The sequence below is a fragment of the Pseudochrobactrum algeriensis genome (assembly GCF_018436245.1).
GTDB classification, from domain to species: domain Bacteria; phylum Pseudomonadota; class Alphaproteobacteria; order Rhizobiales; family Rhizobiaceae; genus Pseudochrobactrum; species Pseudochrobactrum saccharolyticum.
The window spans coordinates 257,454-281,682 of the sequence record NZ_CP075360.1 but is presented as its reverse complement, the minus strand read 5'-3'; the positions used below and the strand labels follow the sequence as shown (position 1 = coordinate 281,682).

Annotated in this window: 36 protein-coding genes and 1 other annotated feature; of the genes, 14 read left to right on the top strand and 22 right to left on the bottom strand. The window is 47.5% G+C overall.

Annotated elements, in window-relative coordinates; all coding sequences use genetic code 11:
• Nucleotides 1–93: 93 nt before the first annotated feature.
• The 3 genes from KHQ09_RS01620 to KHQ09_RS01610 all read left to right on the top strand — a co-directional run bounded on the left by KHQ09_RS01620 (nucleotide 94) and on the right by KHQ09_RS01610 (nucleotide 2,114).
• A complete protein-coding gene (locus KHQ09_RS01620) occupies nucleotides 94–1,320 on the top strand; it encodes an NAD(P)/FAD-dependent oxidoreductase (protein WP_213600184.1) in 1,227 nt (408 codons plus the stop codon).
• Nucleotides 1,321–1,418: 98 nt separating this feature from the next.
• Nucleotides 1,419–1,730 (top strand): plasmid stabilization protein, encoded by a 312-nt coding sequence (locus KHQ09_RS01615; RefSeq protein ID WP_213600183.1) that lies wholly within the window; start codon nucleotides 1,419–1,421, stop codon nucleotides 1,728–1,730.
• Between the two features lie 159 nt (nucleotides 1,731–1,889).
• The gene (locus tag KHQ09_RS01610; RefSeq protein ID WP_022709368.1) at nucleotides 1,890–2,114 is read left to right on the top strand and encodes a hypothetical protein; all 225 of its coding nucleotides are present in this window, start codon (nucleotides 1,890–1,892) and stop codon (nucleotides 2,112–2,114) included.
• Nucleotides 2,115–2,181: 67 nt separating this feature from the next.
• Here the strand turns inward: KHQ09_RS01610 and KHQ09_RS01605 are convergent, their stop codons facing one another.
• The 3 genes from KHQ09_RS01605 to KHQ09_RS01595 all read right to left on the bottom strand — a co-directional run bounded on the left by KHQ09_RS01605 (nucleotide 2,182) and on the right by KHQ09_RS01595 (nucleotide 3,772).
• Nucleotides 2,182–2,655, bottom strand: a complete 474-nt coding sequence (locus KHQ09_RS01605; RefSeq protein ID WP_022709367.1) for a YciE/YciF ferroxidase family protein — start codon at nucleotides 2,653–2,655, stop codon at nucleotides 2,182–2,184.
• Between the two features lie 160 nt (nucleotides 2,656–2,815).
• Nucleotides 2,816–3,394 carry a general stress protein gene (locus KHQ09_RS01600; RefSeq protein ID WP_213600182.1) on the bottom strand — a complete coding sequence of 193 codons (579 nt, stop codon included), beginning with the start codon at nucleotides 3,392–3,394 and terminating at the stop codon, nucleotides 2,816–2,818.
• Between the two features lie 39 nt (nucleotides 3,395–3,433).
• Nucleotides 3,434–3,772 carry a hypothetical protein gene (locus KHQ09_RS01595; protein WP_028233360.1) on the bottom strand — a complete coding sequence of 113 codons (339 nt, stop codon included), beginning with the start codon at nucleotides 3,770–3,772 and terminating at the stop codon, nucleotides 3,434–3,436.
• A gap of 115 nt (nucleotides 3,773–3,887) precedes the next feature.
• Between KHQ09_RS01595 and KHQ09_RS01590 the strand changes: the two genes are divergently transcribed.
• Nucleotides 3,888–4,262, top strand: coding sequence for a low affinity iron permease family protein (locus KHQ09_RS01590; protein ID WP_116088543.1), 375 nt, complete (start codon nucleotides 3,888–3,890; stop codon nucleotides 4,260–4,262).
• 70 nt (nucleotides 4,263–4,332) lie between these two features.
• Complete coding sequence (locus KHQ09_RS01585; RefSeq protein ID WP_116088436.1) at nucleotides 4,333–4,929, top strand: PRC-barrel domain-containing protein; 597 nt, start codon at nucleotides 4,333–4,335, stop codon at nucleotides 4,927–4,929.
• A 260-nt stretch (nucleotides 4,930–5,189) separates the two neighbouring features.
• Here KHQ09_RS01585 and KHQ09_RS01580 read toward each other — a convergent pair whose 3' ends face one another.
• Nucleotides 5,190–6,233, bottom strand: a complete 1,044-nt coding sequence (locus KHQ09_RS01580) for an SDR family oxidoreductase (RefSeq protein WP_238481520.1) — start codon at nucleotides 6,231–6,233, stop codon at nucleotides 5,190–5,192.
• Nucleotides 6,234–6,521: 288 nt separating this feature from the next.
• Between KHQ09_RS01580 and KHQ09_RS01575 the strand changes: the two genes are divergently transcribed.
• From KHQ09_RS01575 to KHQ09_RS01550, 6 genes are all read left to right on the top strand, one after another.
• Nucleotides 6,522–6,725 (top strand): CsbD family protein, encoded by a 204-nt coding sequence (locus KHQ09_RS01575; protein WP_213600181.1) that lies wholly within the window; start codon nucleotides 6,522–6,524, stop codon nucleotides 6,723–6,725.
• Nucleotides 6,726–6,821: 96 nt separating this feature from the next.
• Nucleotides 6,822–7,451, top strand: a complete 630-nt coding sequence (locus tag KHQ09_RS01570; protein WP_213600180.1) for an SOS response-associated peptidase family protein — start codon at nucleotides 6,822–6,824, stop codon at nucleotides 7,449–7,451.
• Nucleotides 7,452–7,492: 41 nt separating this feature from the next.
• Nucleotides 7,493–8,347, top strand: coding sequence for a trehalose-phosphatase (gene otsB, locus KHQ09_RS01565; RefSeq protein ID WP_151159521.1), 855 nt, complete (start codon nucleotides 7,493–7,495; stop codon nucleotides 8,345–8,347).
• A 19-nt stretch (nucleotides 8,348–8,366) separates the two neighbouring features.
• The gene (gene otsA / locus KHQ09_RS01560; RefSeq protein WP_213600179.1) at nucleotides 8,367–9,746 is read left to right on the top strand and encodes an alpha,alpha-trehalose-phosphate synthase (UDP-forming); all 1,380 of its coding nucleotides are present in this window, start codon (nucleotides 8,367–8,369) and stop codon (nucleotides 9,744–9,746) included.
• 170 nt (nucleotides 9,747–9,916) lie between these two features.
• Nucleotides 9,917–10,105, top strand: coding sequence for a hypothetical protein (locus KHQ09_RS01555; protein ID WP_022709810.1), 189 nt, complete (start codon nucleotides 9,917–9,919; stop codon nucleotides 10,103–10,105).
• Nucleotides 10,106–10,167: 62 nt separating this feature from the next.
• Complete coding sequence (locus KHQ09_RS01550; RefSeq protein WP_213600178.1) at nucleotides 10,168–10,365, top strand: CsbD family protein; 198 nt, start codon at nucleotides 10,168–10,170, stop codon at nucleotides 10,363–10,365.
• A gap of 36 nt (nucleotides 10,366–10,401) precedes the next feature.
• Here the strand turns inward: KHQ09_RS01550 and KHQ09_RS01545 are convergent.
• From KHQ09_RS01545 to KHQ09_RS01530, 4 genes are all read right to left on the bottom strand, one after another.
• Nucleotides 10,402–11,633 (bottom strand): IS3 family transposase gene (locus KHQ09_RS01545; protein ID WP_213598922.1). Its coding sequence is split into 2 segments (ribosomal slippage): nucleotides 10,402–11,342 and nucleotides 11,342–11,633, totalling 1,233 coding nucleotides; the frame shifts between segments, so codons are not numbered across the junction.
• Nucleotides 11,233–11,349: a sequence feature (AL1L pseudoknot), on the bottom strand. It overlaps the preceding gene by 117 nt.
• Before the next feature lie 162 nt (nucleotides 11,634–11,795).
• Nucleotides 11,796–12,896: a PAS domain-containing sensor histidine kinase gene (locus KHQ09_RS01540; protein ID WP_238481519.1), complete on the bottom strand. Its 1,101-nt coding sequence runs from the start codon at nucleotides 12,894–12,896 to the stop codon at nucleotides 11,796–11,798.
• Nucleotides 12,897–13,012: 116 nt separating this feature from the next.
• On the bottom strand, nucleotides 13,013–13,564 hold the full coding sequence (locus KHQ09_RS01535; RefSeq protein ID WP_116088542.1) for a sigma-70 family RNA polymerase sigma factor: 552 nt from the start codon (nucleotides 13,562–13,564) through the stop codon (nucleotides 13,013–13,015).
• 34 nt (nucleotides 13,565–13,598) lie between these two features.
• Nucleotides 13,599–13,769, bottom strand: a complete 171-nt coding sequence (locus KHQ09_RS01530) for a NepR family anti-sigma factor (RefSeq protein ID WP_170265253.1) — start codon at nucleotides 13,767–13,769, stop codon at nucleotides 13,599–13,601.
• Between the two features lie 257 nt (nucleotides 13,770–14,026).
• On the opposite strand from KHQ09_RS01530, the gene KHQ09_RS01525 reads away from it, so the two are divergent.
• Entirely contained in the window at nucleotides 14,027–14,662 is a 636-nt protein-coding gene (locus tag KHQ09_RS01525) for an SOS response-associated peptidase (RefSeq protein ID WP_151159519.1), read from the top strand.
• Between the two features lie 25 nt (nucleotides 14,663–14,687).
• Nucleotides 14,688–14,855, top strand: coding sequence for a hypothetical protein (locus tag KHQ09_RS01520; RefSeq protein ID WP_170265252.1), 168 nt, complete (start codon nucleotides 14,688–14,690; stop codon nucleotides 14,853–14,855).
• 24 nt (nucleotides 14,856–14,879) lie between these two features.
• On the opposite strand, the gene KHQ09_RS01515 is transcribed toward KHQ09_RS01520, so the two are convergent.
• The 5 genes from KHQ09_RS01515 to KHQ09_RS01500 all read right to left on the bottom strand — a co-directional run bounded on the left by KHQ09_RS01515 (nucleotide 14,880) and on the right by KHQ09_RS01500 (nucleotide 16,721).
• Nucleotides 14,880–15,197 carry a hypothetical protein gene (locus KHQ09_RS01515; RefSeq protein WP_151159518.1) on the bottom strand — a complete coding sequence of 106 codons (318 nt, stop codon included), beginning with the start codon at nucleotides 15,195–15,197 and terminating at the stop codon, nucleotides 14,880–14,882.
• Between the two features lie 102 nt (nucleotides 15,198–15,299).
• Nucleotides 15,300–15,554 carry a hypothetical protein gene (locus KHQ09_RS01510; RefSeq protein WP_083647139.1) on the bottom strand — a complete coding sequence of 85 codons (255 nt, stop codon included), beginning with the start codon at nucleotides 15,552–15,554 and terminating at the stop codon, nucleotides 15,300–15,302.
• Nucleotides 15,551–16,303, bottom strand: a complete 753-nt coding sequence (locus tag KHQ09_RS01505; RefSeq protein ID WP_213600177.1) for a glycoside hydrolase family 108 protein — start codon at nucleotides 16,301–16,303, stop codon at nucleotides 15,551–15,553. Before KHQ09_RS01505 ends, KHQ09_RS01510 begins: the two co-directional genes overlap by 4 nt.
• Before the next feature lie 45 nt (nucleotides 16,304–16,348).
• Complete coding sequence (locus tag KHQ09_RS18500) at nucleotides 16,349–16,483, bottom strand: hypothetical protein (RefSeq protein ID WP_272491729.1); 135 nt, start codon at nucleotides 16,481–16,483, stop codon at nucleotides 16,349–16,351.
• Between the two features lie 61 nt (nucleotides 16,484–16,544).
• The gene (locus KHQ09_RS01500) at nucleotides 16,545–16,721 is read right to left on the bottom strand and encodes a hypothetical protein (RefSeq protein ID WP_170265251.1); all 177 of its coding nucleotides are present in this window, start codon (nucleotides 16,719–16,721) and stop codon (nucleotides 16,545–16,547) included.
• A 133-nt stretch (nucleotides 16,722–16,854) separates the two neighbouring features.
• On the opposite strand from KHQ09_RS01500, the gene KHQ09_RS01495 reads away from it, so the two are divergent.
• Nucleotides 16,855–17,157, top strand: coding sequence for a DUF982 domain-containing protein (locus KHQ09_RS01495; RefSeq protein ID WP_075656829.1), 303 nt, complete (start codon nucleotides 16,855–16,857; stop codon nucleotides 17,155–17,157).
• A gap of 88 nt (nucleotides 17,158–17,245) precedes the next feature.
• On the opposite strand, the gene KHQ09_RS01490 is transcribed toward KHQ09_RS01495, so the two are convergent.
• From KHQ09_RS01490 to KHQ09_RS01455, 9 genes are all read right to left on the bottom strand, one after another.
• Nucleotides 17,246–18,298, bottom strand: a complete 1,053-nt coding sequence (locus KHQ09_RS01490; RefSeq protein WP_213600176.1) for a phage late control D family protein — start codon at nucleotides 18,296–18,298, stop codon at nucleotides 17,246–17,248.
• 3 nt (nucleotides 18,299–18,301) lie between these two features.
• Nucleotides 18,302–18,541 carry a tail protein X gene (locus tag KHQ09_RS01485; protein ID WP_213600175.1) on the bottom strand — a complete coding sequence of 80 codons (240 nt, stop codon included), beginning with the start codon at nucleotides 18,539–18,541 and terminating at the stop codon, nucleotides 18,302–18,304.
• Complete coding sequence (locus tag KHQ09_RS01480; RefSeq protein ID WP_116088426.1) at nucleotides 18,538–18,960, bottom strand: phage tail protein; 423 nt, start codon at nucleotides 18,958–18,960, stop codon at nucleotides 18,538–18,540. Before KHQ09_RS01480 ends, KHQ09_RS01485 begins: the two co-directional genes overlap by 4 nt.
• Nucleotides 18,960–21,230, bottom strand: a complete 2,271-nt coding sequence (locus KHQ09_RS01475) for a phage tail tape measure protein (protein WP_213600174.1) — start codon at nucleotides 21,228–21,230, stop codon at nucleotides 18,960–18,962. Before KHQ09_RS01475 ends, KHQ09_RS01480 begins: the two co-directional genes overlap by 1 nt.
• Nucleotides 21,231–21,346: 116 nt before the next feature.
• Nucleotides 21,347–21,751 carry a phage tail assembly protein gene (locus KHQ09_RS01470; protein ID WP_151159514.1) on the bottom strand — a complete coding sequence of 135 codons (405 nt, stop codon included), beginning with the start codon at nucleotides 21,749–21,751 and terminating at the stop codon, nucleotides 21,347–21,349.
• 54 nt (nucleotides 21,752–21,805) lie between these two features.
• On the bottom strand, nucleotides 21,806–22,342 hold the full coding sequence (locus KHQ09_RS01465) for a phage major tail tube protein (protein WP_151159513.1): 537 nt from the start codon (nucleotides 22,340–22,342) through the stop codon (nucleotides 21,806–21,808).
• A 63-nt stretch (nucleotides 22,343–22,405) separates the two neighbouring features.
• Nucleotides 22,406–23,470: a phage tail sheath family protein gene (locus tag KHQ09_RS01460; RefSeq protein WP_238481518.1), complete on the bottom strand. Its 1,065-nt coding sequence runs from the start codon at nucleotides 23,468–23,470 to the stop codon at nucleotides 22,406–22,408.
• Nucleotides 23,437–23,649 carry a hypothetical protein gene (locus KHQ09_RS18435; protein WP_238481517.1) on the bottom strand — a complete coding sequence of 71 codons (213 nt, stop codon included), beginning with the start codon at nucleotides 23,647–23,649 and terminating at the stop codon, nucleotides 23,437–23,439. The genes KHQ09_RS01460 and KHQ09_RS18435 overlap by 34 nt, the downstream gene beginning before the upstream one ends.
• Nucleotides 23,650–23,783: 134 nt before the next feature.
• Nucleotides 23,784–24,227, bottom strand: coding sequence for a hypothetical protein (locus tag KHQ09_RS01455; protein WP_213600173.1), 444 nt, complete (start codon nucleotides 24,225–24,227; stop codon nucleotides 23,784–23,786).
• Between the last annotated feature and the right edge of the window lie 2 nt (nucleotides 24,228–24,229).

Below are 24,229 nucleotides of genomic sequence, written 5' to 3'. Positions count from 1 at the left end.
GCGTATTCCATTTGTTCAAATCTCCTAAGGTGATGTTGAACCATTTCACTTTTGAAAAGTTAGCCTTGTGATTGACTCACAAAGGATCTGGATATGAAAAAGACGGGTGTAACAGTTGAGAAAAAACTCCGAGTATCGCTGCCTTACTGGCAGACTACACCCCATATATCTGTAAGAACGAGAAAAACAGCTTCAACACGTAACTTTGATATCATTATTGTTGGTGCGGGAATTAGCGGTGCATTGGTTGCCGAAGCACTAACCGGTCATAAGCGTAAAATTGCCATCATGGATAAAAGAACACCTGTGCATGGGAGTACTATGGCCAGTACTGCTATGTTGCAGCATGAAATTGATCTGCCTCTCCACAAAATGGTCCAGCACACCGGAACACTCCAGGCAGAAACAATATGGCAACGCTCTGTAAATGCCGTCAGCGATTTACATAAACTTATCAAAAAACATGGAATTCACTGTCAGATGCAGCACAAATCTGCGCTGTATTTGGCGGGTGATAAATACGGAAAACGTGCCCTACTGACAGAGGCCAAAGCTCGTAATTCTGCCCAGATTAATGCCAAATATCTGGATCAAAAATCTCTAAAAACCGAATTCAATATCAACCGCACTGCAGGAATTGTAAGCTCATACTCTGCGTCTGCAAATCCGGCTCAAATGACAGCGGGTCTACTACGCCTCGTTCAAAAGCAAGGAGCAGAAATCATTGAAGGCATAGAGATAACAGACTTTGTATCTTTAAATGACCAAGTGGTACTGGCAACTTCTGCAGGCGAAATTTATTCAGCAAAGTTCGTAATCTTTTGTACTGGGTACGAATTTTTACAATCGCTAAAAAACAAAAATCATCAAATTATTTCGACCTGGGCTTTAGCAAGCCGGAAAAATATCAGATTACCGCATTGGCTGAATGATTTTTTAGTCTGGGAAGGTTCAGATCCATACTTATATTTCCGCACCGGTTATGACGGCCGCCTAATTGCTGGCGGTGAGGACACGGAAAGTCCGGAAGCATACAAAGATCCTCAATTATTAGCTGAGAAAACAAACACTATTGCGGAAAAAATCAGCACTCTTTTGAATATAAATATTGGGACGCCGGCATTTCGTTGGGCCGCTGCCTTTGGAGATACCAAACTTGGTATACCGATGATCGGTGAAGTGCCTGATCATAAAAACGTATTTGCAGTTATGGGATATGGAGGCAACGGCATAACTTTTAGCAAGATAGCTGCAGATATAATCTCCGCCAAATTAAAGGGACAATCAGATCCCGTCGAGAATTTATTCAAATTTCGTTGAGCCAAAGTTCCTAAATATGGAACATCTCCAATTCTATACCGTTGACCAACATATCAGTGTGAACCTGGTATTCACTCAAATGGTAGAAAGGAGCAATCATGCCCCGTGGCGATAAATCTAAGTATACAGACAAACAGAAGAGAAAAGCACAACACATCGCTGAAAGTTATGAGAAAAAAGGTATCCCTGAAGATGAAGCCGAAAGCCGCGCATGGGCAACCGTAAATAAAGATGATGGAGGCGGTAAAATGCCCGGCGGCTCTGGAAGAGGCAAGAAAACCGATCACCCCGCCTCGAAAGAAGGTGGCAAAAAGGGTGGTGAGGTAGCCGCATCAAGGAGTGCGAGCGAACGATCCGCTTCGGCAAAAAAAGCAGCTCAAACACGTAAAAGGAATAAAGAGACTAAGTAATTTATAAGCGTATGCAAAACGCAAAATTTGCTTGGTTTTATATTTATTAGCCTTTTATGGTTTTTTATCCATCTGGTCATATCTCTTCACAAATCTTGATATGACAATTTCATCCGCTGCAATCAATCTATCTTGATGATTATGAGCGGGATAAGAAAAATGCCTTTTAAAAAAGCTGATATCGTTGGTGCCTATACACCAGAGCAATTACATATGCTGCAACAAGCCTATGATGAGGTTTGCAATATTCTTGGCCGGTGTCCTACATCCGATGAGAACAAGGATGTTTTGGCAAGAGCCGTGATAAATATTTATAAAAGCGGAGAAAAAGACCCGCAGAATATTGCAAAATTAATTTCCGAAATTGAAGAGTATCTATTCTAAAATTTATTCCAAACTATATGAGAACATCGAATAATTCCGATGTTCTCATATTTGCATATATCATTCGTTACGGCTTATTGATTGAGGAGATAGCCAAGTTAGTTAGTTTATTATTAGTGGCTTTTTCCTGATCCAAAATTTCACTAAGTAAGGTATGGGCTTCCTCATGACCTAATTGCTTGGCCCATTCCCGCAAGGACCCATAACGGGAAATCTCATAATGCTCGACAGCCTGACATGCTGCCAACAATCCGGCATTTAAGGCTGTTCCTGAAGCCTCTTTTATCAACCCATCAGTCTCTTTAATAAGACCTTCTATAGCATCGCACTTTTCGCCCTCCGCGGATTTACCGATAGACTTGAAAACCTTTTTCAAAGTCTCGATCTGACCTTTGGTTTCCTCCAAGTGCTTCTCTGCCGCTTCTTTGAGTTTAGCATCCTGTGCAGCCTTAGCTACATTAGGCAAAGCTTTAACTATTGCATTCTCTGCATAGTAAACATCTTTTAGGGTATGCAGAAAAATATCAGCTAGAGTTTTCATCTTGTCTCCTCCTGTTAATTGAGTACAACGATATGAAGAGATTTAAGTTCCGAGCATCAATTTAGCGATTCAGAAAAAAATATTTTTCTTAATAATCATACACATAACTAAAATTTCTCGGAAAAAATTAAAGGCAGATTACTCTGCCTTTAATAATTATTTATCGATAACGTAATCTCTCCGCATCGATTTCATCCACACTATATGGTCGTGCATCCGGATCAAAACGCTCCCAGCCCTCTTCAGTATATCTGCGACGGCGTTCTTCCAGATTGACCATGTTTGCACGCGTCAGAATTTGCTGCGCGATACCATATTTTTCATCTGCTACATGGGCACTTACCAAGGTACCACCTCGACGCACACCCTCTGCATACATTTGCGCATCGTCATCGGATACACCTGCTTCCGCCAGAGCTCCAACCAAACCGCCAGCAGCAGCACCAACTACCGCACCTCCAGCCGCGCCAGCGGCTGTCGCAGCCAACCAGCCCGCAGCAACAACTGGTCCAACACCCGGAATTGCCAACAGCCCCAGCCCCGCCAGCAAGCCACCCGCGCCACCTACTGCCGCACCAATACCTGCACCTACTCCAGCTCCTTCAGCGGCTCCGGATTCTTTGTTCGCGTCATGAGTGACAATACTGATATCATCTGAAGGGATACCTGCTGCTTCCAAATCACGAACGGCCTGTTTGGCGGTTGAGTAGTCATCAAATAGCGCTGAAATATTTTTCATAATCTTCTCCCTTTTATATAAAGCAATTCGATTGTGATATTATGGATTGGCTGTTGTAACGTTACCCTGATAATCCATAAGAACATTCACACTCGCACCGGCTTTCTGAGCTGTTGCATGCCAAATGCCGTCAGTATCCAGATTTTGCATTTTGACTTCAGTAAATCCGGCAGATTCAATTTTTTCTTTTGCCTGATCTTCTGTGAAGCTGTTCTCACCTTTGACCGGTGCCGCAGGATTGGTTGAATCCGGCGTGACAATTGCTGGTGTCTTAGTAGTGTCAGTCTGCGTGCTTTGTGGATTAGCCCCTGATTGAGCAAACGCACTTGCAGTCATAAAAATACACGCAGATGTCAAAGTGATCAGTTTGAGTTTCATCATATAACCTCCTGTTGATATTTTACTAACGAAGAGGAAATCTGATTGTTCCAAAATTCAGCATCAATCAAGCGATAACATAATGTAATAAATGAAAATAATATGGGAGATCGAAATGGGTAAATATTTCTCTGATCTAAGCGAGGAAATATCCAAAATTACTGGGCACTATGGCTCATTTTTAATAGCGATTACATTTATAATTATATGGTCACTATCAGGTCCATTCTTTAATTATTCTGATACATGGCAATTAATTGTAAACACAACTACAACAATAATAACTTTCTTAATGGTTTTTCTTATTCAAAACTCACAAAATAGAGACTCATGCGCTCTTCACACAAAGGTTGATGAGTTGATTGACGCGCTAAAAAATGCCGATGAAAGGGTCATTGGAATTGAGCATCTGCCATTGGAGGAACTCAAAAAATTAAGAGATAAAATCGAACATCATGCAGCTCTAAAAAGCCAATCTGAAAAAAACTGAAATTATATTTTGGAACTATTCCGCCGCTCGAATGTTAGAAAATTGTAACATACGTGCAAAGGAGATAGTTATGTTGAGAGCTAAACTTCTGGCAACGTCGTGTGCCTTGTTTATTGGTAGTGCGGCCTATGCTCAGACTAGCGACACCACTACCACGCCAAGTGCGCCAATGGAGCAGCAGCTTCAAACCACCGTTAAAACGCAGAACATGTTCGGAAATCAACCTTCGGATACAGCTGCTGAAACCAATAAGGTTGGCTTTTTGGAAGCAAAGCCAGGGCAGCTTCTTGTCTCATCATTCATCGGACAATCCGTTTATGATAGCTCGGAAAATGGCGCACAGTCTGTCGGTAAATTGAATGACCTTATTACGAGTCCCGAAGGTCAGATTGAAGCTGCTGTAATCGGTGTTGGTGGTTTTTTGGGTGTAGGTGAAAAAGATGTAGCGGTAAGCCCAGATCAATTACAGCTTGCTATGCGTAGCGATGGTAAGAAATGGCTAGTCATTAAAACAACCAAAGAAGAGCTGAATGCTGCGCCGACTTTCGATCGTTCATCGCTTTTCCCGGAAGGTGTAGCTGATCCCGCAGCTGCAAACAAAGAGAGCCCAACTGAAATGCCGGCATCCCCCGCTCCGGCTACTCCGCAAACCAATACCACGCCATAACGCACACATATTTATGATGACTGTCCGGCTTGGTACCGGGCAGTCATTAATGCTTGAAAGGAGCTATGCACTATGAAATATGGCTACCTGATTTTAATAGTGGTGCTGTTGATGCTTTTAGTATGGGTAGTAAACAAACCCAGCAAACCAACTGTAGGCACTCAGGAAGCGCCTCACTCATTACAAACGGCTCCGGAGAATTAGCCGTTTATTTTTTGAAGTTGAGAGCCTTGGCGCGTCAGCCCAAGGCCATTATTTTATCAATATCCACCTATTACAGGTAAAATCTCTCCCGTTATGTAGCTCGCTGTTTGCTCAGAAGCTAAAAACACGTAAGCGGGTGCAAGTTCTTCCGGCTGCGCGGGTCTTTTCATTGGGGTGTCAGCCCCAAACTCAGCAACATCAGCAGCCTCTTTATCGGCTGGATTGAGCGGGGTCCATACAGGCCCGGGAGCTACCGCATTTACGCGAATGCCGTCTGATAGCAAGTTTGCGGCAAGAGCACGTGTAAAAGCATGAATACCACCTTTAGTCATTGAATAATCAACGAGCTTCTTGCTTCCTCTCAATCCTGTGACGGAACCGGTATTAACAATCGCCGCTCCTTTTTTCAAAAAAGGCAATGCAGCTTTTGTCATATTATAATAACCATACAAGTTGGTCTGTATTGTCTCATCGAAATGCTCCGGCAACAAATCCTGAAAGCGGTTAGCATGTAATTGAAAAGCTGCGTTATTAACCAGGACATCAAGCCTGCCAAAGGTTTTTACAGCATCTGAAGCAGCTTTTTCACAAAATGCCAGATCCCGCACATCTCCCTGAATTAAGAGGCATTCACGCCCCTCTTTCTCGATCATTTGCTTTGTAAGCTCGGCGTCCTTTTTCTCCTCGAGATATAAAACTACAATGGTTGCACCTTCACGCGCATATAAAACTGCCACGGCTCTCCCAATACCGGAATCTCCACCAGTAATAAGTGCTACCTTATCCTGTAGTTTTCCTGATCCTGAGTAGTACGGCGCATCGTACAAGGGCTCGGGTTTCAAAACTGCTTCAGACCCTGGCTTAGCTATATTTTGCTTCGGAAAAGGTGGAACCGGATATTCACGTGCACCAGTTTCAGATTCGTATGAATGTTCCGTTTTCTTATCAGAAACCTGTGCTTGCAGCTTCCTTTGTCGGGAGGCAGTAATTTTTGCTTTATTTGAATTTTTTGAAGATTGTGACACGGCTCTCTCCCATAAAATAATTATGTGAACGATAGCCGGATGGGATAGAAACTCGTCTGCCATTTCGTTGGCCACAATGAGAAACCGAAAAAATCAAAGTGTTTTTCATTACCATCATGTTCGGTTGACACGACCACCGCTCATAAAAGGAATGTTACAGGGCTATCTTGGTTCCGAAATTAATTTAAAGCGCCAACATTACAGACCAGCACCCTGTTTTTGGGCAGCAACTACATAAATTCAAAAACTCCAGCACTTAGTAGACGATGTTAAATATGTACATTTTATCAGCTTTTATTGAACCATTCTCGTTGTGCTTCGTTAGTTCATTGTATCAAAACCATTAAACGAAGGAGAATCCTGATGGATTGGAACAGAGTTGAAGGGAATTGGAAGCAGATCAAAGGTAAGATCAAAGAGCAGTGGGGAAAGCTGACTGACGATGATCTGGATCAAGTAAACGGACGCCGTGAACAGCTTGAAGGAAAAATTCAAGAGCGGTACGGAATTGAAAAAAATCGTGTCAAAGAAGACATTGATGATTGGTACAACCGACAGACGTGGTAACCCGCAAAAGCTCCCGTCAGGGAGCTTTTTCATTTATGCCGCAGCTTTTGCTCCTGCATCGCAACATATCATCAAACATCTCTGAGAGGAGGAGTTATGTCTGATATTTATGCTACCCGGTTCACTCCTGCAGATTTAAAAATGTCTGTAGGCTTTTATATTGATCTGACAGACGGAAGGTCCTTTAACGAAGTTATTTATCCGGATTTTCCTGCCCCTGTTTTGCGTAATAATTTAGATGGTCCTGAACTCGGAATTAGTCGCTGGGGCATGCCCTCTCCCGACAAAGCCGTAAAACACAAAAATGATAAAGGGATCACACACATCCGGCACAGTAACGCAGCTCACTGGCAGGAATGGCAGACTGTTGCTCATCGCTGCCTGATACCGGCCATAGCCTTTGGCATACAAACACATAAGTCCACCCCTTTATCCGGCAATAATGCCCGATGGCTGTCACTACACACGACCGGAAACCTACTGTTCTTTGCCGGCATATGGACAGAATGGGTTGGCACCCGCGACCCGCAAGAGGGTGAGAAAAGCCATAGTTTTTTTGCTTTTCTTACGACAGAGGCATCCTCTCTCAGAGATCAAGACACTCCCGTTTCGCTACCGGTTATACTGACCAACACAGATGAGCTGGATGTCTGGATGACGGCTCCTTGGGACACTGCCAAGCAGCTCCATCGTCCTTTGGATGAGCAAAAACTGATCTATTTATAAAATTGGTCGCTGTTTCTTTTTCAGTAAAGGTAACACAGACAATGAGTACTACCCTAACAAGGGAAAACATTGAATACAATCAAGGTTTAATCCCTGAGTTAAGCCATTTGAAAAATGATAAAGGCTCACTATCAAAGCATGCATTTTTCTTTGACTTAGACGGAACGCTGCTGGATATCGCCGCAGCACCGGATAAAATACAACTTCCGCAACAATTATATGACATTCTATCTCACTTGCACTGGCATCTTGACGGCGCATTAGCTCTCATAACAGGACGTCCGGTCAGCTTTGTTGATACAATATTTCCCTCCCATAGCTTTGAAATTGCAGGCCTGCATGGCGCTCAAATTCGTAACAGCGACGGGAGTATAAGAGGGCTTAAAATCGACGATAGTTTTCGCACAGCGAAACGCTATATCGAAGATACGCTTACTGATTATCCGGATATAAAAGTGGAAGATAAAGAAGTCGCTCTGGCGTTGCATTATCGAAGCAATCCCCGCCTGCAGAAAACGACCACGGATATAATCAATAAAGCAGCTTCAATAACAGACGAGAACTGGACTGTGCAACATGGAAAAATGGTTGCTGAATTACGGCCTGCCGGTTCTGACAAGGGTTCAGCTTTAGATCACTTCATGGCTAAACCGGCTTTCCAGTCTCGCATACCAATCGCTTTTGGTGATGATTTAACCGATGAAGCTATGTTTGCTGCAGCGCACAAATATTCAGGCGCATCTGTGAAAATCGGCGCATCACTCCAACAAAGTTGTGCAATGAGCCTTATATCGTCGCCTTCCGCGCTCAGAAACTGGCTCACCGAAGTCATTGCAGCACAAGGAACCCTGAGAGTTCCCGACCCCGCCATCAATCATCCTACAAATAAAGTATAAACAGTCAGGAGCCATTAAAATGGGAAAACTAATTATCATATCGAACCGGGTTTCTTTGCCGGATAAACATGGGAATGCGCCGGCCGGAGGTCTTGCTGTTGCTCTGCAAGCTGCACTGGAGGAAAAGGGCGGCCTCTGGATGGGCTGGTCCGGAAAGGTAATATCCGATAACCTACAGCAACCTCAGCTAAACATTCAAAAACACGATAATACTGAATATGCGCTGTTGGATTTAGCCAGCACCGATGTTGATGAGTATTATGCCGGTTTCGCTAACCGTATGCTATGGCCTCTGTGTCATTACCGGCTGGATCTCATTGATTATGAGCGAAAAGATATGGCTGGTTATTTCCGCGTCAATCGTCTTTTTGCTGAACAGTTACAATCACTTATTCAGCCTGATGATATTATTTGGGTTCACGACTACCATCTCATCCCTCTGGCTGCGGAACTACGCCGTTTAGGTGTTAAAAACAGGATCGGTTTTTTCCTCCATATCCCTTGGCCTTCGGCAGATATCGTCTTCACACTCCCTGTTCATGAAACCATTATGCGGGGGTTAGTGTCCTATGATTTGATTGGCTTTCAAACAGATTATGACCTTGAAAACTTCACCGGCTGCATCTCGCGGGAAAATATTGCTATTCCCTTAGGCGAAAACCGGTTCAAAACCGGCAGTCATGAATTTAAAGTCGGGAAATTCGGGATTGGTATTGAAACAGATAAATTCACTGACACTGCCCAACGGTCAGAAAAGAGTGCCCTCGTCCGGCGTATGCGCGAAAGCATGACAGGACGAGACCTCATTATCGGGGTCGACCGTCTTGATTATTCAAAGGGAATAACAAACCGAATAGAAGCATTTGAGCATTTCGTACAGAACAATCCCGAGTATAAAAGCAAAGTAACTTTTCTGCAGGTGACACCAAAGTCCCGTTCAGAAGTACCGGAATATGCTGAGATGCAAAGTATGGTGGCTGAATATGCCGGTCGCGTCAATGGCGCACTTGCTGCTGTAGATTGGACGCCTATCCGTTACATTACCCGCTCATTAAATCGCAATATTCTCGCAGGCCTGTATCGTCACGCAAAGGTCGGATTAGTAACACCGCTTCGGGATGGTATGAATTTGGTTGCGAAAGAATATGTTGCAGCACAAGATAAAAACGACCCTGGTGTATTAGTGCTTTCTCGATTTGCAGGCGCATCACGCGAACTGGACGGCGCTCTGCTGGTCAACCCTTACGACAAAGAGTCCGTTTCGCAGGCTATTCGTCATGCATTGAACATGTCCCAGAATGAACGACAATATCGTTATTCTTCTATGATTAAGCACCTGCAGGAAAATGATATCAATCATTGGTGTGCGAATTATCTTGGCGAATTGCGATGTGCATAGGCTGAGCCCTTCGTTATTTACATGTTCCACATATGCGTTCAACTTAGGCTATTGAAGCAATATTATACCACAGAACGCTTCAAAATAGCAGTTTCCGATTTTCTTTTTTGGGAACAGAACCCTCCTTCCGTTAGTTAACCAATCAAAGGTTCTAACCGAAGGAGTGTCCCATGAAAGAAATTCCACCGCAAAAAGCTCGGCAGGGTCAAAAAGGCCGGCCTGTTCTCATCGTCTTAATCTCAAGCATGATTATTGTTGCTTTGGTTTGGTTCGGCGCAGAAATTTATGGAAGCTATATTTCTGAAAGTGAGAGCATCATGGATTCAAATACAACCAATGAACATAGCATGCCCGATTAAAATTTCGGAAGGAGCCATATGCCTTGTTCAGCACATGTTACAAAAGAGCTTGGGAGAGATGAATGGACTGGAATGAAATCAAAGCGGACTGGCGGCGTTATAAAGTAAACATCCGTGAACAATGGGGCAACATAACATCTGAGGAACTAGACGAAATAGCTGGCGAACAGAATGCTTTGGAGCATAAAATACAACAGCGCTACAATCTAACACCTGAACAGGTAAGAGAGCAGATCAATGAATGGTATAGGAAATTATGAACCGCACCGTATTTGCCGGAGACCGTTTGGTTTAAGTTATGCGGCCATAGCTGGCGCGTCCAGCATGGCATAGTATCGTTCTTCGGCCTCGGCGGGCGGAATGTTTCCGATGGGCTCCAGAAGGCGGCGGTTGTTAAACCAATCGACCCATTCGAGCGTGGCGAACTCCACGGCTTCGAAGTTGCGCCACGGTCCCCGTCGATGGATGACCTCGGCCTTGTAAAGACCGTTGATCGTTTCGGCCAGAGCGTTGTCGTAACTGTCGCCAACGCTTCCGACAGAAGGCTCAATGCCTGCTTCCGCCAGTCGCTCGGAATAGCGAATGGACACGTATTGCGAGCCCCTGTCGGAATGATGAATAAGTCCGCCACGATGGGCGGGCCGCCGATCATGAAGCGCCTGGTCAAGAGCATCGAGCACAAAGCCTGCATGGGCAGTCCGACTTGCCCGCCAACCGACGATACGGCGAGCGAAGGCATCGATCACGAAAGCGACGTAGACGAAACCCTGCCAAGTGGCCACATACGTGAAATCAGAAAGCCACAGCATGTTTGGTGCGGGTGCGAAGAAGTGTCGGTTCACGCGATCAAGCGGGCATGGAGTTGCTTTGTCCGGCACAGTGGTTCTGACTGGCTTGCCGCGAATGACGCCTTGAAGCCCCATCATTCTCATAAGCCGAGCGACGGTGCAGCGGGCGATGTCGAAGCCTTCTCGTTGCAACTGCCGCCAGACCTTGCGCGCACCATAGACCTGGAAGTTCTCGTTGAACACACGGCGTATCTCGATCTTCATGGCCATGTCGCTCCGGGCGCGGGCCGACAGGCGATCCACGTCCGCGCGCTTGGCGGCGACCTCATAATAGGTGGACGGGGCAATCGGCAGCAGCCTGCAGATCGGCTCGACCCCGAGCCTTGAGCGGTGTTCGTCGATGAAAGCAATCATCGCTTCAGTGGGCGGTCGAGCTCCGCCTGGGCAAAATACGCAGAGGCTTTGCGTAAAATCTCATTCGCCTGACGAAGCTCGCGGTTCTCCCGCTCCAAAGCCTTCATCTTCTCCGCGACGTCGCTCGGCAAACCTGCACGCTTGCCGCTGTCGACCTCGGCCTTCTTCACCCATTCATGGAGCGTATGCGCCGAGCAGCCGATCTTGGCCGCTATCGATGATACCGCCGCCCAGCGGGAGGGATGTTCGGCTTCATGCTCCGTCACCATTCGAACCGCGCGGGCACGGACTTCAGGAGAGAATTTGTTCGTCGTTTTGCTTGTCATAGACCCTACTTCTCACGAGTTGGGGTCTCCGGCAAACCCGGTGCGGTTCATTATCCCGAAATACATAAAATCTCAAAAGTTATGATGTTCACACCTCATGAGATGTGAATACCAGATAACTGAGACCTGACTGAGATCATTCTCTTCTCCGTTAATGCCCGACTATCGTGTCAAACGGCTTCCAGAGCTGTATAGCCTACCTTCTTCTTGGATTTGTTGGAATGGCGCGGTAAAGACGGCATGCAAACCATCTTCATTATAATAAACATTTGAAGCGCCAATCCCCATAAGCCCCATTTTAATTAAACGTGAGCCAAAACCTTTTGTAGTCGGAACTTTGACTATCGGCCCATTTCGCTCACGCCACTCTAAAATTAATGTGGAAGTATCACCTTCATTGCTGACTCTCCAATTAACTAATATGGAGCCATCAGGGACTGATAAAGCACCGTATTTGATAGCATTCGTAGTCAGTTCATTTATTAGTAGTGAAGTCGACATTACACCTTTAGGACCGATCAGAATTTGAGGCCCTTCTAAAACTATTTTGCTTTTACTAGCTAAAGATTCAAAAACCGACGTGATAACTTGCTCAATTGTTCCATTAGAGGTGCCGCCCAAGCGTAAAATTTCATGTCCTTTTGCTAAAGCGTGAAGCCTTCGTGAAAACACTGGAACCGCCTCTTTTAAATCAGCTTTACGAAATGTTTGATTTACTAGCGCTTGAACCACACTGAATGTATTTTTAATTCTGTGGGATAATTCAGCATTAATGACGACGGCGTTCTGAACAGCTTCGACTTTTTCCGTCATTTCAATGACGGTATCAATCATGCCCAAAACACGCCCCGTTTCATCAATGATCGGGCTATAACAAAATGTAAAATAGCATTTTTCTGGATAACCGTGACGATTAATAACTAACGGGAAATCTTCGATAAATGTCGCCTTACCCTGATAGGCATCAAGTATCATTGGCTCAATATTTGGCCAAGCTTCACTCCATATATCTCTGAAAGATTGTCCCATGCAATTTTGCTTGGCACCAAGGATATTTCTGAATGCATCGTTATAGAGGGTTGTATACTCTTCACCCCAGACAATGGCTTTTGGGAAGCGTGATGCGAGCATAAGCTGGACAGTCGTCTTTAACTGCACTGGCCATTTTTCAGGATCACCGAGTGGTGTTTTCGACCAATCAAAAGCCCTTATTTCATCCGCTGATATTCCAACCTCAGATAAAAAGTATTGAACATTATTCAAAGGAATCACCAAAAGGCTTAAGAGGCAGTTGCATAACTTGCTTTTAAGCATCAACTGATACGAATGTCTCTTAAAAACACTGCAGGGCGACTTTAATATTATTTTTTAAGGAGTCCTTATACAAAACTCCTAAGAGCTACATGAGCGGACGATAAATCCGGGCCAAAATGTCCGAGGCTCTCGATCTCAAGTAACTCTTGTAATCGTGACCTTGCTCTTGAAACACGACTTTTTATGGTTCCGATTGCACAATCACAGATTTCAGCGGCCTCTTCATAAGAAAAACCTGATGCGCCTATTAAGATGATCGCCTCACGCTGATCGTCAGGGAGTAGATCAAGCGCTTTTCGAAAATCCTTTAAATCCAGTGAACCATATTGAGCGGGATGTATTGCCATGGCGTTACTATAAGTGCCTTCACTATCTTGCACTTCACGTCCACGCTTCCTCATCTGGCTATAAAACTCATTGCGCAGTATTGTGACAAGCCAAGCTTTAATGTTCGTGCCAACTTCAAAGGAATCTTGTTTTGCCCACGCCTTTAAAATTGTATCCTGTACCAAATCATCAGCCTTATCCGCATTTCTAATAAGAGATCTTGCAAAAGCGCGCAAATCCGGCAGCGACTCTATTAGGCTCTTTTTAAAACACGACGGATTGTCACTCATAGTTAAACATCTCCCAGCAATACCACTTAAATCTTTATTTAGATTTTTCTGCTTTATCCAATTCATTTAGTAACTTCATTAAGTTCTCAGGTATTTCCTCATCTCTTAGAGAGTTGTATAGTGACCGCAACTTTGTTCCTATGCCTTGATCTGGGCTGAAAGCTGCAGTCTCCCATATTTTTAGCTTTTTTGATTTATTTTCCATGATAGTTCTTTTCAATAATCTTTATGCACTCTGATTTTCCTGCGATTCTGTGATGACCATGCTTTGGTGTTCGTGTAAGTAAATGCATTCGCAAGCGTTGGGTTCCTGTTTTTTTAAAAATTACAGAACAATCAAATTATGCAAAACGAACCTCATCAGCGCGTTTCACAACCTTAATCTATCATTTGATGTGCCGTTGATATTCGCGATTTGAACCAAAAGTACGTTTCTGCGTTTCTAAAGAAGCGGAGGGTGAAATGTGCAATATCTATAATATTAAAATGCATAGTGCTCAGCTGAAGCAGGCCGTCGGGTCATATATTGATCTAACAAACGGCGCATCATTTGATGAAAATATCTACCCTGATTATCCGGCGCCAATATTGCGCAACAATCTGGATGGACCAGAGTTAGCATTAAGCAGATGGGGCATGCCAACCCCACAAATGTATGTCAAAGGCGCAGCTGACAAAGGTATTACCAATGTGCGCAATATCTCGTCACGTCATTGGCAGCAATGGCTGACCATTGCAAATCGGTGCCTTATTCCGGCGACATCATTCAGCGAGTATGCACAGGAGCCTGCCCCGAAGACAGGAAAGAAGCCGCTGCACTGGTTTGCAATTGATGAAACGGAACCACTGTTTTTCTTCGCAGGCATCTGGACAGAATGGATTGGTGTTAGAAAGCCATCAGAGGGCAAGCAAAATCACACCCTGTTTGCATTCCTGACCAGTGAACCGAATTCAGTCGTCGCCCCTATCCACCCAAAAGCTATGCCAGTCATTCTGACTGAGCTGGAAGAATTCAATATGTGGATGACAGCGCCATGGGAAATTGCAAAAGAGCTGCAAAGACCCTTGAGTGAATATAAGCTAAAAATACTCAATTAGGTGAATGATATTAAAGGAATAAATTATGACCGATGATAAAAATACTACACCTTTAACTGAAGATGAGGACGTCAAATTTTTAGCTGAAAATACTGACGTCTCCCCTTTACAAGCGAAAGAGCTCATTAAAAAATTTGGGCGAGATAGAAAAACGCTGCTGAAGGAAGCATTAAAATTCAAAGCAGAAGGTTAAACTTACGACCTGCTATACCTGTACCTATTGTTTTTTAATCCACCTGCTGATGAGCTCAAAAATAGCATCGCTTATCCACATTGCGCAGATGCCTACAAGAAATGCTCCAGCATGAATTGTCACATTGGTACCATCATCGGGCGGTAGTGGGAAATGAATAGCATTGAGATAGTGAACTAGCGGGCTGGTGAGATAGCCAGCCGCGAGGGCACCACATACAGGTGATGCTACAGCCTCACGAAAGGTATAGTTTTGGTGTGATAAAGCGCGAAGTACTCCGCCAGCGAACCCTGCAATAACAACCGACGCCTTAAGCCCATATGAAGTTAATGGATCCTCCATTACCAGCACCCCGCTTTCTTCCCATAGGCGTTGTGACCGGCAATGCTTTTGCCTGCATTCATGTCATTGCCCGCCAGATAAACCGCCGTTTCCGGTTTAAGGTTAATCTTCTGCCAGCCTGCGCAATTGCTCGCACTCGTCGCGCACCCCGCCAAGCTCACGGCAAAGGCTGTAGCTGTCCATGTTCCCAACTTCCTCATTAATCCCTGCCCTGTTCTGATTTGCTTGTGTGACGGCCTGTGCAACTTTGAGTGCTGCATCCTGCTTGCCGTCATGTTGTCCGAGCGCATAAAAAAAGAGGCCTGAAACTGCCCCTCCGATGACCGCACCTGTGATGTGTTGAAGACTGATCCTCATGCCGCCTGATCCTGCATGCGCTTAATAAGGAAATATGCACCTGTAGCGAACGCTCCAACCATGATGATTGCAAGCGCCCACTGGATCGGCCCCGATCCGGAAGCCATGCCGCCAAGACCGGATAAAAGACCGCCAATCGATGCCCACGCCTCTGGTTTTTTTAAGGTTTCTGTGAGAGATTGGTCTTTGGGGTTGGCCTTGGCTGAAGCAGTATACGCGTCAGTAATTGTCACTTTGCCTTTGACGAGCTGACGTGCTTGCGCTTCCACGCTCACCACCCGCTCGCGCCAGCCCCTACCGAACACCGGCCATGTTTTCAACGTCCGCATGAACCGAAGACGCTCAGCCGCATAAGCGCCGATCAGATCGCCCTTATAAGCTTTAACCGCAGCGACAGTCTGGCCGCCAACAATGCCGTCCGCAGTCACACCAACCACGCGCTGCAGCGATTTAACCGCCTGTGCGGGACCGCTGTTCACACCATAATCAAAAGCCATAAAATCAATACCAACCGGAAGCAGATCGCCGCCGGATTGCACCCAATAAGAGCGCCGGTAAATCACGATAGCTTCTTCTTTGGTCAGTGTTTTCACTTCCGCAGGCGTAACACTTTGTACGCCGCGGTGTGCTGCCAACGTCCTATGTGTTATGCCGTACTTTGTAGCGCCGCCCGGGTCTTTCGGATTATTCACATATCCGCCCTCATGACCAAAGATCAAGTCAAGCGCGGTCGTTAAGGTCTCACGCATAGCGTTCCTTCCTAAAAGAAAAACCCCGCATAAGCGGGGTATGATTTATTCTTTTGATGTCAGTTGTTTTTTGTTGCGTCGCTTACGCATTTGCCATGTCAAAAAGACAATCATCACAACTGTTATTGTAGTTAATGCGACTGCACCATTATAGATAGAAATATACTCATAAACTTTCATAATCTGCCTCCTGTATTGTAAACTGGCGGAGGCTAGGAAAGTTCCGATCAGGTTTCTTATGTTATTTTTTATCCTTATCGCGCCAGCAATTTTTTCGCATTTGCCACATAGAAAACACCAACATAAAAACAGCGATCACTAATATTGAAATTAATAAATAATATACTGAGATATACTCTTGGCCATCCATTTTACTTCCTCCTATTAATACAACAGAGGCAAAGGAAGAATGTTCCATGGTCAACAGCCGCATTGAAACTGATTAAACCAAGGCAGGTATATCGCTCTATCAAGATCTGTCTTGAAAAAATGATTTCTATCACTAAATCGAAACCGTCATCCCAACTCTTCGTTCAGAATAGGAGGTTTCTGTGAGCGACCGTTTGTTTGACAAACCAGTTTACATTAAAAAAGGACGTTATCTGACATTAGAACTTACCAACGTTTACGATGCACTTATGTTCTTACATGAATGGCCCGAAGACGATCGCGACCTCATTTATGAAACTGCCTGGAAGGCATGTTGTGATGCCTATGACGGGGTAAAACCAGTAATAGCGGCACGAAACGCGATAAAGGGATTCGCCAGTAAACGTGACATACTAGATATACCTAATCCTCCAATTCCTTGGTCGGCTTCTGCACTTTCAAATAACGACCAATTACGAGTTTAGTTGTTAAGCATTAAGCCCGAAACGATGCATTCGGGCTTAATGTTATTGCTAGAGGCTGTAAGAATATTCTTTATTAAAGAGATGTTGATTAGCCAGAGGTTTTCCGTTTATCCTTGCCGGCATCCCCACTAGGTTGCTTTAGATCAATACGCGTTATCCAACCTGTATTGCGGGAAAAATCATGTTGGACGGTTTCAGTTCGATATGTCCCATCGATACCTGGGCGAGCGCCAGTAAGAACGACCGTTCCCTCTGGCTGTGCTTCCGAATTGCCATCAATCGTGATTGACCCTTCTCCCTTGCCGCGTTCGCTGTCGGCCTTCCGGCTCTCCGAGTTGCGCTTTGCCTCGTCCGCGTCTCCGGCCGGATAGCGGCTCGTAAATTCGGCATTGGCTTTTTCGTCCTCGATCTCGACTTCCTCGGTTTTCCACGTCCCTGTTTTTTTATCGTACCATCGTGTTCTAGCCTTCGAGTAACGAGGGCGACCGGTCACGGGTGCGATATCCCACGAGATAAGATTTTCGCCGTAAACAGCCTGAACAACGGCAAGCTGCTGGCCTCCAGCCGAGCGCCCGCCGTTTCGTTTCGCGAGGATTGCAACGTCATTCGAAATCTTGAATGTCGCGCCGATCTCGCGGGCGACCCGCTCTCCGAAATGGATAAAGCTCTCGCCTTGCATCGCCCAATAAGGGCGGATGATAGATTTCAGTTCTTCATCGACGCGGACGTTTTCAATCCCGCCGAGCTTTGCTGCCTCCGAGAATACATCGCCGAGGTTCGTACCGTCCCAATGCTTTTGCTGTTGCTGCTTTGCCTTGCCCTGCGCGTCAAATCCCTTTCCGGAGATTGAGAGCACACGACCGGCAGAGCGGGAGCCGGAGGAGCGGACTTCATCGACGACGCCACGAAAGACCACGGCGGCACCGGTGTCATTTGAGCCGAGGGAAACGCTCAGAATTGCCCCCTCGCTTGGCAAAAGGATCGCGCCCACTCCATCATCAAGCTCAATCCGTATCGTGTCGCTCGACACCCCCGCCTTATCTGTAATGCTTAGATTTATCAGACGGGGGAGGAGCGCGCTTGAAATATCCTGCCCGTCAACCATGACGATGCAGGTCGTCTTGCGAACCGTTGTATTCATAGATCAATCCCAAAGATGGACGACGTTTCGCTCTTTGTTTTTCAATTCAGGAGCGTCAATCGGGAAGCGAATAGAGGTTCCGACCGGAATAATCGGGCCGATATCGGCAAGGCCGGGGTTCATATCGAGGACGCGCTCGACAAAACCCATGCTTTGCCGCTTGAACCGACGCCAGACCAGCAGGGAAAGGGTAATTGCCTCACCCTTTACGACGACGGTTTCCGTGTTGCCGGTGTAAATCATCCGAGCATTCCTATCACTGTTGCAAAGAAGTCGGCATCCTGCGGCGCATCTGCGCGCCGCAGAGATATGTCAACGTCGATCACTTGCCCGACGCCCTTCGCATCGAGGTAGGAGCTTTCAGCCCCAACGCTCGTCACCACGAACCATCCGAGAGGAACACCGTCGCCACGCATGAGATATTGGGGCATACCGCTTCTGCGGATTGTATGAAGTTGCTCTAATGATCCAAGGCCACCGAGCTTGGCAGGGAATAATTTTACTGAGATCGTAAAATTCTCAGCCGCTTCTCCAACAAATTCGAGCGGCGGACGTCGACCCATTATTGGTTTTTCGACATATTCACCGCCGCTCTCGCTACTTGTTGCAGTCGGGTTGAACGGCCAGACCTCGAATTTTAAGGCTCCGAAGTTCATAAGCATTATTCAACTCCTATATCCGCATGGACGCCTGAAATTGCCGACATATCCATTTTTGGCCGTATGGTCGGGCTTATCGTGGTCGAGAGGATCGCTTGAAGTTCTCGCGCGAGAGCAACGGCTTTCGCCCTTGCCTCGGCCGCTTGAACATCAAAAGCCGCGTTGAACGCCCCCATTGTCTCGTTTGCTGCCGAAGCACCGCCCGCCGCGTCGCCTTGCGGCGTCATGTCATTAATTTGCTGGTCGAGCATTGTCCGCTCTGCCTGCAAATTCTCGCGCTCCATGTTTGGCATGTCGCGCATAGACGGGTGAGTATTCTTTTCGATCTGCGAGAGGCGAGTATCAATCGCGGCCTGTCGAGCCTGCCATTCGGCAAGATCATGGGCGCGACCTTCCTCAGGTGATACTTGCGGGGCGACGCGTTCGCTTGCGCCGATCTTTGACGGGTCGATGCCCGTCTTTTCTTTCATCCACGCATCAATTCCGCTCGTAAGCCCCCATAGATTGCCCTCTGGGTCTATAGCACCGAGTATTTCGTTAATCGTGTACGCTGTACCAACGACGCCTGCTCCCTTGATGACTTTACCAAAAAGAGAGGTTCCTTTTGTTGCTGCACCGGCAACCGTAGCGCTTGCCGCAGCCGTGCCCGCAGCGCCCGCTGCTGTCGCCCCCGTAACACCCATTGTTGCAGCGGCAACAGCAAGCGCTCCACGCCCGAACTTGGTGGCGAGCATCATCAGCGAGACAAGCGACAGGAAGAATGAGATCACGCCGCCGCCGATGATAGCAATCGGGCCGAGAGCGGCCATAATCATGATCGCATACGTCCCGAACTCTAGCAGTTTAGGATTGCTCTCAGATAGAGATTTTAACCCGTCTGCCGCCCACTTGATAGCCTCCGAGGCGGTCTTGAGAACGCCGCTTTCACCAAGCGTTACGAACAGGTTTTCGATTGATGCAGTGAACGCCGCCCAATCTCCGACGATACCTTTCATCATGATTTTAGCCATGCGGTCGGTCGCGCCTTTAGCTCCATTCTCAACATCAGACAGAGCTTTATCGAGATCGCCAGCGAGGAGCGTAATCAAGCGCGAACCCTGCCGAGCGTCGAAGACGCGAGCGATATCGCCGAGGTCGGCACCCTTCTCGCGAAGGGTACGGATAAACCCGAAGAAATCGACCTCGGAGCCTGCGGCCGTCAAAGCCTCAGTAATCGTTTCGGCGAGCTTCGACTTATCCATAACGGAGCCGTCGCCGCCGATAACGTTCGTCAGCTTCTCGGTAAGTTTGCTCAATGATTTTTTGAGCGAAGGGTCATTGAGAACCTGCTCAATCTGCTTTGCGTATGAAGTCGCATCAATACCGTCCACAGCGAGCGAGGAGACAATATCTTGTGCGCTGATCTGACGTCCGCCTTTTACAAAGTCGTTGACGTTGATGTTCAAACGCTCAAGAGCGGCGAGCATTGGTTTTGTCGGGCGAACCATACGAACGAGAGCGGATCGCATTGCGACACCGGCCTCACTCGCACGGATACCATTTCGCGCCATAACCATTGACGCGGCGGATACTTCCTCAATGGACATACCCGCAGCCGCAGCCATAGGGCCGACATACTTGAAGGTTTCGCCCATCATGCGCACGTCGGTATTCGAGTTTGACGCGGCATAGGCGAGAGCGTCGTTTACGCGGGTCAGGCTTTCCGAAGCCTGCTCAACCGTCTTCATAGGCAGACGCATCGCTGTCAGGACGTTCGTAGCAATATCCGCGCTTTCTTTAATTTCAATGTCACCGGCCAGCGCGAGATTAAGCATTCCTTTCATGGAACCCATAATCTGTTCGTACTTAAAACCGGCGCGGCCGAGTTCAAAAGTGCCCTTCATGATCTCGGAGTTTGTCGCGGGGAAAAGCTCGTTTAGCTCTTTCGCGTAACTCTGGATCGATTTGCGCTGCACGTCGGTTACGTTGGTGACGGCCTGCAAGGCGTTCGACGTTTTCTCAAAGTCATAAACCGAGCGGGCACCGAAGAACGTGAGGAAACTAGCGGGCATAGAAAGCCCGCTAGTCATATTATTAAAGTTCCGGCGAAGGCGATCCGTAGCCTTACCAACGTCCGTCACCATCGTATTAATCGCGCCGCCGATAGCGAGACGGCGTGCGTTCGTGCTATCGACCGCCGTCCCGATCCCGCGGATCGAATTCGCGGCCGCACGCGCCGGAGCCGTAACGGCATCGATCAAGCGGACGGTAAGGATTGAGGTAAGGTTAGCCATTTAGATACGCCTCTGCGGAATTTTCGAAGCTGTTTCGAGCCAATCAACAAGTTCTTTGATCGGCAGATCGAGAAAGAAACTTAGGGGCGTGTTGGTGTTTGCAGCAGCAAGCGCGATTACGCGTCGCCAGTCTCCACTGTCCCACGCCCCGGAGCTTCCCCCGTGTTGAGTGCCTTCCCTGCAATGTCTTGCAGGTCTGTAACATCCAGCTCTGCGGCTGCCTCGCCAAGGCCAGCCAAGCGACTGGCAATATCAACCATTGCAGAGAAAACGGCGCTCGTCGGCGGGGTCATTTTCGCCGCGATAGCCTCAAGATCTGTTCCCGTTCCGGACAGCTTTGCAGCCGCTTCGGCGAGGACGTACTCTTGCGAGGCTTTCGCGTTAGACGAATAGAACTTCATCAGTTCCGCAACCTGATCGCCAATGGCAACCATGTCCCCGCCATTCGGACGACGGATCGTGACGGAGGAGATCGTCGCCCCGTTCACCGTAATAGGATACTTGAGATCGTGCTTATTCATTTTCTTGCCCTGAAAATGCCCGCCTTTGCGGCGGACTTATGGAGATATAAACGATTAACTGCCGTTGCTGATCCGAAGAATGTTGTTGAAATCCGGATCGGGATCGACACCACCTAGGCGGAGCGTGTTGGTGAAGAAATCCCAATAGAGTTCTTCGGAGCCATCAAAGAAAAGTTCATAGTGCAGAACTTCATTGATCGCGTATTCGTGCCCCATCGTTTCGCCGCGCGTAAACGCATCCGGCGCAACACGGGAAAGACGCCCTTCCATAATTGCTTTCGCTTCAAGAGCCTTGCCATTCTTTTTATTGCGAATAACACCATACGCGGTGAAGTTTTTCCGGATCGTGCTGCCGAGGCCGAACGAGCGCAGGAGCGGCATATCCCAACCCTTCAGCTTGAAGGTCGGTTCGAGCTTTTCAACGCCGACCCCAAATTCGACGGAAACTTTGCCGCCGCCCGGATTGTGATCAACAAGTGTTTCCTGCAAATCTGGAAGCTTTAATTCTTCCAGCGTCAAAAACTTTGAGTTCTGGGGATCGTGGTCGCCAACGAAAAGGTTCGCCGCTTCCATAATATAGATATTTGACATGACGATTTTTCCCTAAAAATCGAGAAACGTTAACGGTGGCGCTAGACCACCGCACGAACCTGATTAAGCGTCGAGGCTGGTGAGCAGGTCGTCGAGGAGCGCATCGAGCGCAGGGCGATAATGCGCTGACTGGATACCGAGATAGCGCAGGACTGGCGGCTCCTCCGCCTGAAAGGCGACGGTAAACCGGCCCAGGCGCAGTTGCTCAGGACTATTGGTGGCGCGCGTGAAATTCACACGGAAGCCGAGGAGATCGCCCGTTGCTTGGATATCGCGAAGCCCGCCTTTCATGGTGGCGAGAATGTCCTCAATTGTCCCACGGTCAATATTGCGACGGCCGAGGAAAAAGCGGAGGGTCTTGATAAACATCAGATGAATGTAATCGCGGCCTCGCACCTGATTATAGAACTGCCAAAGCGTATCTTCGGAACAAGTGTCCGTACCGACATAGAGGAACCCGCCGTCAGCAAGGGCGCCGTCGGTGCTCTCGCCCCGTACGATAATGCCGATGTTTTTCGACAAAAACTGTTGCCCTTCGGTCGCGCCATCGAGGATTGAGAATTCGATTGGACGGGACGGGCCAACAATTCCATGAACCGGCTGGTTCGCCCACGAATGGAACGGACGTCCTTGAAACTCATGGTCGCGGCGCACCGCAATACCAATAATTGCTGGGGATGCTGGGACGGTCACAACGTCGCCGACATCATCGATAACCTTAGCCGCCACATCGACAGGGATTATGCGCTTCGACTGGATTGTAGCACGCCATACGCTAGCCGCTGTTTCGTCCGTTGCGGGACCGTCAACCACAGCCACAGCAAGTAGGCGGTCAAGCAAAGTCGGAAGGCCTGCAATTATCGCATTTGCATCCGCCGCAGGCGCAAGTTGTGATGTATATCCGGGCACGCAGATAAGACGAGGCGTAATGCCAAGCTCCGCACCTGCATTGAGAAGTGCATACATACCGGTGCGTGCGTTGATATCGCCAAGCAGGTTGGCGATAGTTTCATCCGGAGCAGCGCCTTCAGTTACGCGAACGCCGACAATAGTCGCCGCCGCCTGTAACTGACCAAGCTGCTGGTTAATGAGTTTTACGGCGTTGTAGCCGGTGCCGGTTTTACCCATTTTGCGAGCTTTGCATCGTCTGACGAGTAAAAAAGAACCGGCTCATTAAGCGGAAACTCAGTTGCATCGGCGGCCGGTGCAGTAAACACAAGGCCGACAATCGACATATTCGTAACAATCGCCGGGCGCGGCTCGTTATCGATTTGGGTAATCGACAAGCCGAAGACTGGATCGCTCATTCCTCTTCTCCTGTTGAGGCGGGAACCCCGCCGAGCAATAAAAAAGGCGCGCCGAAGCGTGCCTTTCTGTTATGTTTAAATAATAAAAAACCGCCTCAAGGGCGGTGTGTTCAGTGACTTGTGATCATTGTTGGCTATGTCAGAGCCAAGCCTTGCCGCCACATTTCATCAATTTCCAGATCGCTGATATTGATATCAGGGTCTGAGGCAAGAAACGGGAACATAGGATCCAATCGGGAAAACTGCGTTACACTGCGAAACTTATTCCGTACCGTCACTCTCTGGAGCAGGTCAGAAATATTGCGGTCAATCGCAGATTCGATTTTGTCACGCAGTCCGGGGCGGCTATCGATAATCGTATCGAAACGCCATTTTTCAAGTGGCGGCATCAGGGCGCGCTGCTCTTCGGGTGTCAGAGGTATTTCCGGCTCAACCGGATCAATCGTCCAGCTATTAGTTTCCGGATGATAGGTTGATTTCTCTGGTGGCCGTGCCGGAACAACAATGTCATCTTCGTTGATCGGGGTGTCCGTCGCTGACGTGTAAACACCGTCTGTCGGATTATAGAAAATTTTCATAT

What these genes read in the sequence shown, in the direction of transcription:
- KHQ09_RS01475 (WP_213600174.1), bottom strand. Translation starts at nt 21,230, where the DNA reads ATGGCTAACCTTACCTCAATCCTTACCGTCCGCTTGATCGATGCCGTT.
- KHQ09_RS01595 (WP_028233360.1), bottom strand. Translation starts at nt 3,772, where the DNA reads ATGAAACTCAAACTGATCACTTTGACATCTGCGTGTATTTTTATGACT.
- KHQ09_RS18500 (WP_272491729.1), bottom strand. Translation starts at nt 16,483, where the DNA reads ATGAAAGTTTATGAGTATATTTCTATCTATAATGGTGCAGTCGCATTA.
- KHQ09_RS01530 (WP_170265253.1), bottom strand. Translation starts at nt 13,769, where the DNA reads ATGGAAAATAAATCAAAAAAGCTAAAAATATGGGAGACTGCAGCTTTC.
- KHQ09_RS01485 (WP_213600175.1), bottom strand. Translation starts at nt 18,541, where the DNA reads ATGATTTACACCGGCAACACGGAAACCGTCGTCGTAAAGGGTGAGGCA.
- KHQ09_RS01550 (WP_213600178.1), top strand. Translation starts at nt 10,168, where the DNA reads ATGGACTGGAATGAAATCAAAGCGGACTGGCGGCGTTATAAAGTAAAC.
- KHQ09_RS01620 (WP_213600184.1), top strand. Translation starts at nt 94, where the DNA reads ATGAAAAAGACGGGTGTAACAGTTGAGAAAAAACTCCGAGTATCGCTG.
- KHQ09_RS01460 (WP_238481518.1), bottom strand. Translation starts at nt 23,470, where the DNA reads ATGGGTAAAACCGGCACCGGCTACAACGCCGTAAAACTCATTAACCAG.
- KHQ09_RS01455 (WP_213600173.1), bottom strand. Translation starts at nt 24,227, where the DNA reads ATGAAAATTTTCTATAATCCGACAGACGGTGTTTACACGTCAGCGACG.
- KHQ09_RS01510 (WP_083647139.1), bottom strand. Translation starts at nt 15,554, where the DNA reads ATGAGGATCAGTCTTCAACACATCACAGGTGCGGTCATCGGAGGGGCA.
- KHQ09_RS01585 (WP_116088436.1), top strand. Translation starts at nt 4,333, where the DNA reads ATGTTGAGAGCTAAACTTCTGGCAACGTCGTGTGCCTTGTTTATTGGT.
- KHQ09_RS01480 (WP_116088426.1), bottom strand. Translation starts at nt 18,960, where the DNA reads ATGCTTATGAACTTCGGAGCCTTAAAATTCGAGGTCTGGCCGTTCAAC.
- KHQ09_RS01575 (WP_213600181.1), top strand. Translation starts at nt 6,522, where the DNA reads ATGGATTGGAACAGAGTTGAAGGGAATTGGAAGCAGATCAAAGGTAAG.
- KHQ09_RS01465 (WP_151159513.1), bottom strand. Translation starts at nt 22,342, where the DNA reads ATGTCAAATATCTATATTATGGAAGCGGCGAACCTTTTCGTTGGCGAC.
- KHQ09_RS01590 (WP_116088543.1), top strand. Translation starts at nt 3,888, where the DNA reads ATGGGTAAATATTTCTCTGATCTAAGCGAGGAAATATCCAAAATTACT.
- KHQ09_RS01490 (WP_213600176.1), bottom strand. Translation starts at nt 18,298, where the DNA reads ATGAATACAACGGTTCGCAAGACGACCTGCATCGTCATGGTTGACGGG.
- KHQ09_RS01470 (WP_151159514.1), bottom strand. Translation starts at nt 21,751, where the DNA reads ATGAATAAGCACGATCTCAAGTATCCTATTACGGTGAACGGGGCGACG.
- KHQ09_RS01500 (WP_170265251.1), bottom strand. Translation starts at nt 16,721, where the DNA reads ATGGAACATTCTTCCTTTGCCTCTGTTGTATTAATAGGAGGAAGTAAA.
- otsB (WP_151159521.1), top strand. Translation starts at nt 7,493, where the DNA reads ATGAGTACTACCCTAACAAGGGAAAACATTGAATACAATCAAGGTTTA.
- KHQ09_RS01525 (WP_151159519.1), top strand. Translation starts at nt 14,027, where the DNA reads ATGTGCAATATCTATAATATTAAAATGCATAGTGCTCAGCTGAAGCAG.
- KHQ09_RS18435 (WP_238481517.1), bottom strand. Translation starts at nt 23,649, where the DNA reads ATGAGCGATCCAGTCTTCGGCTTGTCGATTACCCAAATCGATAACGAG.
- KHQ09_RS01515 (WP_151159518.1), bottom strand. Translation starts at nt 15,197, where the DNA reads ATGGAGGATCCATTAACTTCATATGGGCTTAAGGCGTCGGTTGTTATT.
- KHQ09_RS01600 (WP_213600182.1), bottom strand. Translation starts at nt 3,394, where the DNA reads ATGAAAAATATTTCAGCGCTATTTGATGACTACTCAACCGCCAAACAG.
- KHQ09_RS01605 (WP_022709367.1), bottom strand. Translation starts at nt 2,655, where the DNA reads ATGAAAACTCTAGCTGATATTTTTCTGCATACCCTAAAAGATGTTTAC.
- KHQ09_RS01535 (WP_116088542.1), bottom strand. Translation starts at nt 13,564, where the DNA reads ATGAGTGACAATCCGTCGTGTTTTAAAAAGAGCCTAATAGAGTCGCTG.
- KHQ09_RS01610 (WP_022709368.1), top strand. Translation starts at nt 1,890, where the DNA reads ATGCCTTTTAAAAAAGCTGATATCGTTGGTGCCTATACACCAGAGCAA.
- KHQ09_RS01505 (WP_213600177.1), bottom strand. Translation starts at nt 16,303, where the DNA reads ATGCGTGAGACCTTAACGACCGCGCTTGACTTGATCTTTGGTCATGAG.
- otsA (WP_213600179.1), top strand. Translation starts at nt 8,367, where the DNA reads ATGGGAAAACTAATTATCATATCGAACCGGGTTTCTTTGCCGGATAAA.
- KHQ09_RS01615 (WP_213600183.1), top strand. Translation starts at nt 1,419, where the DNA reads ATGCCCCGTGGCGATAAATCTAAGTATACAGACAAACAGAAGAGAAAA.
- KHQ09_RS01570 (WP_213600180.1), top strand. Translation starts at nt 6,822, where the DNA reads ATGTCTGATATTTATGCTACCCGGTTCACTCCTGCAGATTTAAAAATG.
- KHQ09_RS01555 (WP_022709810.1), top strand. Translation starts at nt 9,917, where the DNA reads ATGAAAGAAATTCCACCGCAAAAAGCTCGGCAGGGTCAAAAAGGCCGG.
- KHQ09_RS01520 (WP_170265252.1), top strand. Translation starts at nt 14,688, where the DNA reads ATGACCGATGATAAAAATACTACACCTTTAACTGAAGATGAGGACGTC.